This window comes from Paenirhodobacter sp. CAU 1674 (assembly GCF_029222945.1).
In the GTDB taxonomy this organism is placed as follows: domain Bacteria; phylum Pseudomonadota; class Alphaproteobacteria; order Rhodobacterales; family Rhodobacteraceae; genus Rhodobacter.
On sequence record NZ_JARHUH010000009.1, the window covers coordinates 11,727 to 23,905 of the forward strand.

General features: G+C 65.0%; 10 protein-coding genes. All 10 read left to right on the plus strand.

Annotated features, from left to right (window positions below):
- The 10 genes from P2G62_RS13375 to P2G62_RS13420 all read left to right on the plus strand — a co-directional run bounded on the left by P2G62_RS13375 (position 1) and on the right by P2G62_RS13420 (position 12,168).
- Positions 1 to 1,221 carry an FAD-dependent oxidoreductase gene (locus P2G62_RS13375; RefSeq protein WP_275735402.1) on the plus strand — a complete coding sequence of 407 codons (1,221 nt, stop codon included), beginning with the start codon at positions 1 to 3 and terminating at the stop codon, positions 1,219 to 1,221.
- A 7-nt stretch (positions 1,222 to 1,228) separates the two neighbouring features.
- Positions 1,229 to 2,545 (plus strand): hypothetical protein, encoded by a 1,317-nt coding sequence (locus tag P2G62_RS13380; protein WP_275735403.1) that lies wholly within the window; start codon positions 1,229 to 1,231, stop codon positions 2,543 to 2,545.
- 27 nt (positions 2,546 to 2,572) lie between these two features.
- A complete protein-coding gene (locus P2G62_RS13385) occupies positions 2,573 to 4,051 on the plus strand; it encodes a glutamine synthetase family protein (RefSeq protein ID WP_275735404.1) in 1,479 nt (492 codons plus the stop codon).
- A 37-nt stretch (positions 4,052 to 4,088) separates the two neighbouring features.
- The gene (locus P2G62_RS13390) at positions 4,089 to 5,279 is read left to right on the plus strand and encodes a PAS domain-containing protein (RefSeq protein ID WP_275735405.1); all 1,191 of its coding nucleotides are present in this window, start codon (positions 4,089 to 4,091) and stop codon (positions 5,277 to 5,279) included.
- 18 nt (positions 5,280 to 5,297) lie between these two features.
- Positions 5,298 to 6,695: a sigma 54-interacting transcriptional regulator gene (locus P2G62_RS13395; RefSeq protein ID WP_275735406.1), complete on the plus strand. Its 1,398-nt coding sequence runs from the start codon at positions 5,298 to 5,300 to the stop codon at positions 6,693 to 6,695.
- 33 nt (positions 6,696 to 6,728) lie between these two features.
- Positions 6,729 to 7,772, plus strand: coding sequence for an extracellular solute-binding protein (locus P2G62_RS13400; protein ID WP_275735407.1), 1,044 nt, complete (start codon positions 6,729 to 6,731; stop codon positions 7,770 to 7,772).
- A gap of 116 nt (positions 7,773 to 7,888) precedes the next feature.
- A complete protein-coding gene (locus tag P2G62_RS13405) occupies positions 7,889 to 8,986 on the plus strand; it encodes an ABC transporter ATP-binding protein (RefSeq protein WP_275735408.1) in 1,098 nt (365 codons plus the stop codon).
- Positions 8,983 to 9,849 (plus strand): ABC transporter permease, encoded by an 867-nt coding sequence (locus P2G62_RS13410; protein ID WP_275735409.1) that lies wholly within the window; start codon positions 8,983 to 8,985, stop codon positions 9,847 to 9,849. Before P2G62_RS13405 ends, P2G62_RS13410 begins: the two co-directional genes overlap by 4 nt.
- A gap of 1 nt (position 9,850) precedes the next feature.
- On the plus strand, positions 9,851 to 10,657 hold the full coding sequence (locus P2G62_RS13415; protein WP_275735410.1) for an ABC transporter permease: 807 nt from the start codon (positions 9,851 to 9,853) through the stop codon (positions 10,655 to 10,657).
- A gap of 14 nt (positions 10,658 to 10,671) precedes the next feature.
- A complete protein-coding gene (locus P2G62_RS13420) occupies positions 10,672 to 12,168 on the plus strand; it encodes an aldehyde dehydrogenase (protein WP_275735411.1) in 1,497 nt (498 codons plus the stop codon).
- The last annotated feature ends 11 nt before the right edge of the window (positions 12,169 to 12,179 follow it).

Below are 12,179 nucleotides of genomic sequence, written 5' to 3' on the forward strand. Positions count from 1 at the left end.
ATGGGGGCTGCGCCGCGTATCACGATTGTCGGGGCCTCGCTGGCGGGGCTGCGGACCGCCGAGGCGGTGCTGGCGCTTCTGCCCGAGGCGCAGGTAACGCTGATCGGCGACGAGGCCAGGGTGCCTTACAACCGCCCGCCGCTGTCCAAGGAGGTGCCGCAGGCGCTGGCCCGGGACGCGGCGGAAGCCGAGGCGCAGTTCGCCCGGCTGGTGCTGCGCTCCAAGATCCCCGAAGGCGCGGTGCAGATGCGGCTCGGGCAGGCGGCCGTTGCGGTCGAGGGGCGCGCGGTGCGGCTGGCCGATGACACGCTGGTGCCCGGTGACTGGATCGTTGCGGCCAGCGGGTTGCGGCCCCGCCATCTGGCACTGCCCGGCGCCGAGGCGCACCGCCATGTGCTGCGCAGTTTCGACGATGCGCTGAGGCTTGCGCGCGATCTGCGCCCCGGGGCGCGCATGGTCGTGGTGGGCGGTGGGTTCATCGGCTGCGAGATCGCCGCGACCGCCCGCAAGCTGGGTCTGCATGTGACGATTGTCGAACCCGCGCCGCATCCGATGCAGCGCGCGCTCGGGCCGCGTGTCGCGGGGGGCATGGCGGCGCTGCATCGCGCGCATGGCGTGGTCGTGCTGACGGGAAGGTCCGTTGCCGGGATCACGCCCGAACATGTGATCCTGGACGACGGGCAGGCGCTGGAAGCCGAGGTGATCGTCGAGGCGATGGGCTCGCATCCGAATGTCGAATGGCTGGCGGGCACCGGCGCGGATCTGGGCGATGGCGTGCTGGTCGACGACCGGATGCAGGCCATCGGGGCCGCCCGAATTCTGGCGGTGGGGGATCTGGCGCGCTTTGCCAACCCGCTGTTCGATGCGGTGCCGCGCCGGGTCGAGCATTGGTGCGTACCCGGTCAGACCGCGCGCCGCGCCGCCGAAACCATCGCCGCCGCTGAACTCGGTCTGCCGCAGACCCCCGGCTTCGCCCCGATGCCCAGCTTCTGGAGCGATCAGCACGGAATGCGCCTGCAGGCGTTCGGCGCGCCTGCGCTGGCCGATGCCTGCCGGGTGGTCGAGGGCGACCTGACCCAGATCGGGCGCCATCCGATCATTGTTGAATATCTGCGCGACGGCACGCCGGTGGGCGTGCTGGGGCTGGGCGCCAACCCTGCCGCGCTGGCCGCCCACCGTGCCCGGCTTGACGCCGCACTTTCCGCATCTCTTGCCTGTTGAGGACGCCATGACCCAGGATTTGACCGCTGCCCTTGATGCCCTGAATGCCGAGGTCGTGCATGTCGGGCAGTTCGATCTGGCCTCGGTGTTCCGCGAACGCCGTCTGCGCCGCGCGCAGTTTCTGGACTGGGCGCAAGACCCGCGCTTTGCCAATGTTCTGGCCTATTGGGACAGTGCCGACACGCTGTTCGGGGGCAGTTCCTATTACACCGAAACGGTCGCGATCGACCCCGCCTCGGTCCGGCGCAATCCGTCCGAACCCGGCGCGGTCTCGGTGATTGCCGAGCTGTCGGGGGCGGCGCGCGAGCTGATGCCCCGCCAGGTGCTGCGCGCCCAGATCGAGCGGGCGGCGGCGATGGGCTATGGTGTCGAGGCGGCCTTCGAATTCGAACTGATCGTGCTGGACGAAGACGCCGGCACGGCGCGCGACAAGGGGTTCGCGGGGCTCGCGAAATTCGCGCCGGACAACAAGTGCTGGTCGGGGGCCACCGCCAACACCCATGCCGCATTCATCGCCGGGATGGAGGCCGAAATCCTTGGCCATGACGTGAATCTGTTCGGGCTGGGGGTCGAACTGGGGCCGGGCTGCCTTGAGGCGACGCTGGGCGCGACCGAAGGGTTGCGCGCCGCCGATGACGCGGCCTTCTTGCGGATGGCGGCGCGCTCTTACGCCCGCAAACAGGGCAAGACCGCCAGTTTCATGCCCTATATGGGCGCCGAGTACCCGGGCATCGGCGGGCATTGCACGCTGAGCCTGCGCGACAAGGCAACCGGACAGAACCTGTTTTCCAGCCCGGACGGGGCGACCAACGCGCTGGCGCAACGCTTCATCGCCGGGATGATGGCGATCGTGCCGCAGGCCTTTGCGATGTGCACCAGCACCGTCAATGCCTACCGCCGTCTGGCGCCGGGCACCTGGGCGCCGAAATCGCTGACCTGGGCGGAATATCCGTTCACGGTGGCGGTGCGGTCCGTGCCGCAGGCGGGGTCGGGGGCGCGGCTGGAATTCCGCGTGCCGCCCGCCGATTGCAACCCCTATCTGACGCTGGCGCTGATGCTGGGGGCAGGGCTCGACGGGATCGAGCGCAATCTTCCCGCGCCGCCCGCCACCGCCGCAGGCCATCCCGATACCGTTGCCGAGGGCGCGCAACGCTTCCCGCGCGATCTGCTGGAAGCGGCCGAGCGGCTGGAGGACAGCGCCGATGCCGCGCGGATCTTTGGCGCCGCCTTCACCCGGAATTTCGCGGCCGCCTGCCGCGCCGAATACGCCAGCCTCGCGAAAGCGGTCAGCGCCGAAGAGCGCGCCCGCTACCTCGAAGGCTGAGCGCAAAATCATAACAGGGAGACTTAAATGACCACGGATACCGACTATCACCGCGAAATGGACGCCCCCGGACGGGCCGAAATGGTGGCCCGCGTGCGCGCCAAGATCGACGCGTTGGGGGTGGAGTATATCTATTACCAGTATATCTCGATCACCGGGCGGGTGATGGGCAAGGCCGCCCCCGCGCGGCATTGGGAAACCCAGGCGCGCAAGGGGGTGCAAACCTGGATGGGCGGCGTCACCAACGTCACCCCGGACTTCAAGGGCAATCTGATCGGCTTTGACAGCAACGCGATGGAATGCATCGCGCTGCCCGACCCGGATACCTTCGTGCAGCTGCCCTGGGACAAGCGCGTGGCCCGCGTGTTCTGCACGCTGTTCTACAGCCTCGAGGACCATCACACCCCGGGCATGTATTACGAACACGACACGCGCGGAAACCTGAAGCGGTTCGATGCCCAGTTCCGCAAAGAGCACAACGGCCTGCATCTGCGCGTGGGGCTGGAACCCGAGATGCTGTGGCTCAAACCCAAGGCCGGCGAGGTGCGCCCCTATGAAGGCATCACCGAAGCCTTCGCCTATCACATCGGCCAGTTCGAAAGCGCCCGCCACATCTGGATGCAGGTCAGCGATTACGCCCGCGCCATGGGGCTCGACATGATCCAGGGCGACTGCGAGGACGCGCCCGGCCAGATCGAGCTGAACTACCAGTTCGACGACGCGCTGCCGACCTGCGACCGGATGACGACCTATCGCCAGATCTGCGCCGAAGTGGCGCGCCAGCATGGGCTGATCGCCTGTTTCATGGCGAAACCCTTCATGGGCTATGCCGCGAACGGCTGCCATCACAACTGCTCGGTCTGGACCGGCGGGTCGCGCGAATTGCAGGATCTGATCCCGGGCGAATTGCCGGGGATGGAGGAAAACTGGCTCTACTCCAAAGGCGGGGTGAATGAATTCGAAAACAAGGAAGGCGGCTGGCTGCCGACCGAACTGGGCCATCACATCCTGGGCGGGTCGCTCAAGCATATCGACGCGCTGACCTGTCTGGGCGCCTCGACGGTGAACAGCTACCGGCGGTTCAACGACTATGGGCTGTGGGCGCCGATCGGGGCGAACTGGGGCCTGCAGAACCGCAGCTGCACGATCCGCATCTCGTCGCCCGACCGGTTCGAATTCCGCGCGGTGGACAGCATGGTGAACCCGCATCTGTTCTGCGGCGCGCTGCTGAAGGCGATGGATGACGGCATCCGCAACAAGATTGACCCGGGCGCCCCCGAATCGCGTAACGTGACTGAGGTCTGGCAGTCCGGCGGCGAGGTGAAGCTGATACCTCTCAATCTGCGCGATGCCCTGACCGCTTTGGAAAAGGACGAGGTCATCCGTTCGGCACTTCCGGGGCGTTTGTACGAAGTGTTTGACGAATACAAGCAAGACGAGTGGACGCGCTTCCTGCGCGAGGTCACCAATTGGGATGTGGAGCAATACCTGCACTGCGTCCCGTAACACGCTCACGCCTGAACACCCGAGGAGAACCAACCGCATGACTGCACGCAAGACTGACCGCACCGCAATGACCGATCTGCTGAGCGCGGACGGGCGGATCGTGCAGCTTTGCAGGACACAGGAAACCGCGCTGGGGCTGGCCCCCGGCGCGGCAACCGGCGCGCCCTGGTCTCTTATCTATCCGCTCGAGGCGCGAGAGCAGCTGACGGCGGCGCTGGCCGCGCCCGCGCCGGGGCCGCATGTGGTGGCGCTGGATCTGCGCCGCGCCGACGGGGCCATGATGGCGGTCAGCGCGGTGATCGAACGGGTCGAGCACCCCGAGCACGGCACCTGTCTGGACCTGACGAAATGGCCTGCGGGCAGCACACTGGATGAAGTGGCGCACCTGGCCGAGGCTAACGAGATCCTGACCTCGATCCTGGCCACCTCGGACGATGCGGGCTGGTGCATGGAATGGGCCGACCCGGTCGACCTGTCCGCGCCCGAGCAGGAAATCATCCGTCAGGTGTTCGAGAACGGCCCGCGCTGGCGGTTCTGCAACGGCGCCATGGCGCGGCTTTACCGCACACCCGAGGGTGAGGATTTCAACGCCCGCCCGGTGCATGAAACCTTCCCGCGCACCGAGGAAAATGAGGCTTTCGTGCGCGGTCTGGTGCGCGCCAGTTTCGACATCAACGCCCAGCCGTCGCGCGATCTGCGCTATGACGGGGTCTATATCGAGGTGGAAAATGACGTGCGCGGCCATATCCGGGGCAACCGGCTGTATCGGATGTGGGGCACGGTGCGCGACGTGTCCAAACATGCCCGCCGTGCCGCCGTGTTGCGCGACGAGATCGACACGCTCGAAGCGATCCTTGCGGCGCTGCCCGATGCGGTTCTGGTGGTGGACCGCGCCGGCCATGTCCTGCGCGCCAATCTGGCCGCCGAGGAATTGCTGGGGCTGAGCAGCGAAACCCTGCCAGCGCGCGAACTGGGCGATCTGATCGAGATGCACCTGCCGCTGTCGCAGTTGTTCACGGCGGCCGATGCGCAGATGCCGGGCCATCCGAACCGGATTTTCGCCGTTGCGGTCTGCCGTCCCGATGCCGCGCTGCGCGCCGAGATGACGGCACGCCCGCTGCGGCTGCGCGAGACCGATTTTCTGGTGCTGAGCCTGCGCGCACGGATCGGCACGGCGGGCGCCGGGGGCGGGGCGCCCCGGGTCGCGCGGCTGCGGGCGGAGGGCTGAGCGATGGGAGGCCAGGATATGAGCCGACGCTCCGACACCGACGCTGCGGGCTTTGGCCTGGACATCGCGCTGAACGCCTTGCCCGACGGGCTCATCGTGCTCGATCAGGCGGGGATTGTCCGGTTTTGCAACCGCGAGGCCGGCACGATCGCCGGATGCGCCCCCGCCGCGGTCATCGGCCAAAGCATCGGACAGTTGCAGGGCTGTTCGGCACTGAACTGGGTTTCGGTGCTGGAACTGATCGAGGCCGGGCGCAGTGGCAACCTGATGCTGCGCGGCGAGGCGGTGGGCGCGGTCTTCGTGATCGTGCGCCGGATGACAGAGCCCGGCAGCGGCGCCAGCACCGGCTATTCCATCACCTTGCGTGATCTGGCGGTGTTCGATCACGCCCGCCGCCAGGCCAGCGGCCAGCGCGAGGCGGTGGCGTTTTCGGGCACGGCCGAGCGCCGCCTGCGCCCCGATTTCGCGCGCCAGCGCCATATCTCGGCCTGGCTCGACAAGATGATGTCGCGCGGCGAACGGGCGTTGCTGCAGGGGGCGCGTGTCATCATCACGGGCGAATCCGGCGTCGGCAAGACCGAGATCGCGCGCCATCTGCATTCCTTCGTGGCCAATGGCAGCGATCCGTTCATCGCGGTGAACTGTGCGGCGATCCCCGAAAGCCTGTTTGAATCCGAACTTTTCGGATACGAGAAGGGTGCCTTCACCGGCGCGCTGACCGAGGGCAAGCGCGGGCTGATCGAGGCGGCCGAGGGCGGCACGCTGTTTCTGGACGAGATCGGGGAAATCCCGCTGCCGTTGCAGGCCAAGCTGCTGAGTTTCCTGGAAGACGGGATGATCCTGCGGATCGGCGGCACGCGTCCGCGCCGTGTCAATGTGCGGGTGATTTCCGCCACCAACCGCGATCTTCTGGCGATGGCCGATGAGCGCCGCTTTCGGCTGGATCTTTATTACCGGCTGGCGGTGGTGAACATGCCGATGCGCCCGCTGCGCGAGGTGCCCGAACTGCTGGATCATCTGATCGAGCGCTTCCTGACCGCGATCAACCAGCGCCGCTCGGTGCCGCTGGCGCTGTCGGACGATCTGCACGCCCGGCTGCGCGCCTATCACTACCCGGGCAATATCCGCGAGCTGTGGAACCTGATGCAGCAAATCTCGGTGCTGGGCGAGGACGAGGATGAACTGCCGCGCCGCCTGATGACGACCACGCCGCGGGTCGAGCCGCGCACCGATCCCCCCGAACGCGCCGCCGACCCCGGACCCGAACCGGGCCAGAGCCTGCGCGATGCGGTGGCCGAATACGAATTGCGGATCATCGAAGAGGCGATCCGCAGCCACGGCAGCAAGCGCAAGGCCGCTGCCGCCCTGGGTGTCGATATCGGCACCATTTCCAGAAAGACCCGAAAAGAGCCCTGAAGAGGCCGAATGACCCAACAGATGGAGCGACACATGACACGGAACACACTGACGACCGCGGGCGTCCTGCTGGCCCTTTCGACCGGCACCGCGCTGGCCGGAGACACGATCAACGTGCTGACCTGGGAGGGATATTCCGATCCCTCGTTCATCAGCAAATTCGAGGAACAGTCGGGCTGCAAGGTCAATGCGACCTATGTCGGATCGAACGACGATTTCGCACCCAAGCTGATGGCGGGTGGCGGCGTCTATGACCTGATTACCCCCTCGATCGACACCACCAAGCTGATGATCGACCTGGATTTCGTCGAACCGCTGGACACTGCGAAGATCGACAACTGGGACAAGATCTATCCGAAATTCCTGGGCCTCGACGGAATTCAGAAGGACGGCGCCTATTACGGCATGCCCTATGTCTGGGGCGCGATCGCCTTCATGTATCTTGACAGCGCCTTCACCACGCCGCCGACCTCGATTGCCGATCTGTGGAACCCCGAGCTGAAGGGCAAGATCTCGCTGTGGGATGACAAAAGCTCGATCTATGTTGCGGCGCGCAAGAATGGCGACATGAACATCTACGATCTGAGCGACGAACAGATCGCCGCGGCGCAGGCCGCGCTGCTGGAGCAAAAGCCGCTGGTGCGCAAATACTGGGCCACGGCGGGCGAACTGGTCGATCTGTACAAGGCGGGCGAGGTCGTGATCTCGAACACCTGGGCGGGCTATCAGTCGGGGCTGCTGGCGGCCGAAGGCGTGAAGGTCACCGAATTCATCCCGACCGAGGGCGCCGAAGGCTGGATGGACAGCTGGATGGTGGTCAAGGGCACGCCCAACACGGAATGCGCCTATAAATTCCTGAACATGCAGCTGTCCGAACTGGGCCAGTGCGGGGTGGCCAATGTCAACGGCTACTCCGTCGCCAATCCGGTCGCGGCGAAGGCCTGCATGAGCCCCGAGCAATACGCCGCCCTGCATCAGGAAGACCCGGCCTATCTGGACAGCCTGCTGGTCTGGCAGCCGCTGGGCGATCGCTTCGAGGCCTATACCAACGCCTGGAACGCCGTGAAGGCGCAATAAGCGCCGCGATCTGTCTGCCCCGGGCGTCAACGGCCCCGGGGCAGACCACCAATCAATAAGCGTGCGGGATTTCGGGGGAGGAGAGCCCGCAGCGCGAACTTCAGGGAAAAGGCGCAATGGCCGCAATCATCGAATTGGAGAATATCTCCAAGCACTACAGCCCGACGATCATCGGCGTGGACAAGGTCTCGCTTGCGGTCGAGGATGGCGAATTCGTCACGCTGCTCGGCCCCTCCGGCTGCGGAAAATCCACCCTGCTGCGGATGATCGGAGGCTTCGAAGAGCCGACCGCAGGCACCATCCGTCTGGCCGACAAGGACGTTACCTGGGACCCGCCCTACAAACGCGAGGTCAACATGGTGTTTCAGGATTATGCGCTGTTTCCGCATATGACCGTGGGACAGAACGTGGCCTATGGGCTGAAGACCATGAAGGTGGCCAAATCCGAGATTGCGGATCATGTGCGCGATGCGCTGACGCTGGTCGGGCTTTATGACAAGGTCGATCAGCGCCCGCAGCAACTGTCGGGCGGGCAACGCCAGCGGATCGCGCTGGCGCGGGCGATCGTGCGCAAACCCAAGGTCCTGTTGCTGGACGAACCGCTGTCGGCGCTGGATGCGAAACTGCGCGAGCAGATGCAGCTGGAACTCAAACACCTGCACGAAAAGGTCGGCATCACCTTCATCATGGTCACCCACGATCAGGGCGAGGCGCTGGTGATGTCCGACCGTGTGGTGGTGATGGAGAAGGGTCGGATCGCGCAGCAGGGCAAGCCGCAGGATCTGTACGATCACCCGGCCTCGCCCTATGTCGCCAATTTCATCGGCACCACGAATTTCCTGCCCGGCCAGATCGCCGCCGGTGGGGACGATCTGATCCGCGTCGAGATCGGCGCCGGCACGATTTCGGCGCTGCCCGACGGCGCGCGGCCTGCGGGCGGTGTGGTCACCGTGGGCTTCCGCCCGGAAAAAGCGCGACTGCTGGCCGATGGCGAAGGCGCGCAGAACATCCTCGAAGGCCGGATCGCCGAGGTGATCTATTACGGGCTCGGGCTGCGGGTCGCGGTCGAGATCGGAAATGGCGAGCGGGTCTTCGTCGACAGCCTGCTGCCCGACCGACTGGCCCTGTCGGCGGTTCCGGTCGTGGGCGCGCCCGCGCGCGTCGCGGTCGAGCCGCATAACGTCTTCGTCTTCGAAGGGAGCGTGGCGCCATGACCCTGATCCGCCGCAACCTTGCGGGCGCGCTGGTGCTGGGGATTCCGTTTCTGTGGATCGCCCTGTTCATGCTGCTGCCCTATGGCATCATCGTCACCTATTCGTTCTGGATCAAAACCTACCCGACGTTCAAACCGGCCTTCCAGTTCGGCAATTACCTGACGCTGTTCACCGATCCCCAGTATCTGCAGGTGATGCTGCGCACGCTGAAGATCGCGCTGCTGGTGTCGCTGTGCTCGTTCCTGCTGGCCTATCCCTTCGCGTTCTATCTGGTGTTCCGCTGCAAATCGGCGGCGTTGCGGACCTGGCTTTACATGGCGGTGATCGCGCCGCTGTGGGTCAGCTATCTGCTGCGCGCCTATGTCTGGAAGACCATTCTGGGCACCGAAGGCATCCTGAATTCGTTTCTGATGTCGGTGGGGCTCATCGACCAGCCATCGGATATCTTCCTGTATAACCAGTTCGCGATGGTGGTCACGCTGACCTATATCTTCATCCCCTTCATGGTGATGCCGATCTACACCGCGCTGGAGAAGATCCCGCATAACCTGACCGAGGCGTCGGCTGATCTGGGGATGGGGCCGTGGCGCAGTTTCTGGCATGTCACGCTGCCGCTGTCGCTGCCCGGGGTAGCCGCCGGTTTCACGCTGACCTTCTGCCTGTCGTTTGGCGATTTCGTCGCGCCGTTTCTGGTGGGCGGGCCGGATGGCAACCTGATGGCCAATGTGATCGCGACGCAATTCGGTGCGGCGCTGAACTGGCCGCTGGGGTCTGCGCTGGCGATCGTGATGCTGGTGGTGGTGCTGTCCATCGTGTCGATGTCCGACCGGTTGGAGCGCAAAGGCACGGCAGGAGGGTTCTGAGATGGCAAACCGTAATCCCAACCTGATCTCGCGGTATGGGGCGGATACCGCCTTCATGACCTTCGTCGCGGCGCTGATGGCATTCCTGTATGTGCCGATCTGGGTGCTGATCGCGTTTTCCTTCAACAGCTCGCGCTCGCTGACGTGGCCTTTGTCGGGCTTCACCTTCGAGTGGTATGAGAAGCTCTGGCACAATGGCGATCTGCTGACCGCCATCGGCAACAGCTTTTATGTGGCCTCGGGCGCGACCGTGCTGACCCTGATCGTGGGCGTGCCCGCGGCCCTTGCGCTGCACAAGTTTCACTTTCCGGGAAAGGTGATCTTCCGGCGGCTGATCCTGTTGCCGATCACCCTGCCGGGGATCGTCACCGGGATTTCGATGCTCAACATGTTCCGCCTGTTCGGATTTCAGCTGAGCCTGGAAACGGTGATCCTGGGGCATGCCACGGCGCTGTTGGGTGTGGTGGTGACGCAGGTCTTCGCCCGGTTGCAACGCCTGCCAAAATCGCTGGAGGAAGCCGCCTTCGATCTGGGCGCGGGGCCGTGGCGCAGTTTCATCGACATCACGCTGCCCAATATCCGCTCGGCGATCGTCGGCGCGGGGTTGCTGTCTTTCGTGCTGAGCTTCGACGAAATCCCCGTGACCTTCTTCCTGACCGGACGCGACAACACGCTGCCGATGTATATCTACTCGACGCTGCGCCGTGGCGTGACCCCGGAAATCAACGCCGTGGGCTCGCTGATCGTTCTGATGTCGCTGGTGCTGATCATCGTCTCGGTGATCGCCACCCGCGACCGCACCAAATAATCCAGAGGTATGACATGACACTGACCCACAAAGACTGGACCGCCCGCGCCGCCGCCTTGCGCCCCGAAACCCGGATGTTCATTGACGGCAAGTTCGTCGAGGCGGCCTCGGGGGCGAAATTCCAGACGATCAATCCGGCCAATGGCGAGGTCGTGGCCGAGGTGGCCCGGGGCGCGTCCGAGGATGTCGACCGCGCGGTGGCAGCCGCCCGCAAGGCGTTCAAATCGGGCGTCTGGTCGCGGATGGCGCCCTCGGACCGGATGGCGGTGATGCGCCGTTTTGCCGATCTGATCGAGGCCCATGCCGAGGATTTCGCGCTGCTCGACACGCTCGACATGGGCAAGCCGGTCTCGGACATGCTCAATATCGACATTCCCGGGTCGCTGATGACGATCCGCTTCTTTGCCGAAACCATCGACAAGATGGAGGGCGTCGTCACCAACACCAACGCCGATGCGCTGCATTACATCCTGCGTCAGCCGCTGGGGGTGTGCGGGCTGGTCGTGCCGTGGAACTATCCGCTGATGATGGCGGCCTGGAAACTGGCGCCGGCGCTGTCCTGCGGCAATTCGGTCGTGCTGAAACCGGCCGAACAATCGCCCTTGTCGGCACTGCTGCTGGCGAAATTGTTCAGCGAAGCGGGCGGGCCGGATGGCGTGTTCAACGTGGTCACCGGCTTTGGCGAAGAAACCGGAAAACCGCTGGCACTGCATATGGAGGTCGACAAGATCGGCTTCACCGGCTCGGGCGAGGTCGGCAAGCTGATGATGATCTATGCCGGGCAGTCGAACATGAAGCGCGTCACCACCGAATGCGGCGGCAAGTCCCCGCAGATCGTGCTGGCCGATTGCGAGGATCTTGCGAAAGCCGCGGCGACGGGTGTTGCGGGCATCTTCGGCAATCAGGGCGAGGTTTGCTCGGCCGGCTCGCGCATTCTTGTCGAACGCAAGGTCTATGACGATTATGTCGCGATGTTCACCGAGGCCGCGAAAGACATGCATGTGCCGGGCGATCCGCTGGACCCCGACACCACGATGGGGCCACTGGTCACCCCCGAACAGCAGACGCGGGTGCTGGGCTATATCGCGGCGGGCAAGAAGGAAGGCGCCACGCTGGCCTTTGGCGGCGGCGTGCCCGCGGCCTTCAATGCCGGCTGCTATGTCGAACCCACGCTGTTCACCGGGGTCAACAACAAGATGACCATCGCGCAAGAGGAAATCTTTGGCCCTGTCGCCTCGATCATTCCGGTGGACGGCATCGAGCACGCAATCGAGGTGGCCAATGACACGATCTACGGGCTGGCGGCGTCGATCTGGACCTCGAACCTGAAGACCGCGCATCGCTTCGCGCGAGACATCGAGGCGGGCATCGTCTGGGTCAACGCTTACGAGGCGGGTGACGCCACGACGCCCTGGGGCGGGTTCAAGCAATCGGGCAATGGCCGTGACAAATGCCTGGAGGCTTTGACGCAATACACCCAGACCAAATCGGTCTGGATCGAGCTGGGCTAAGGGGGCAGGGC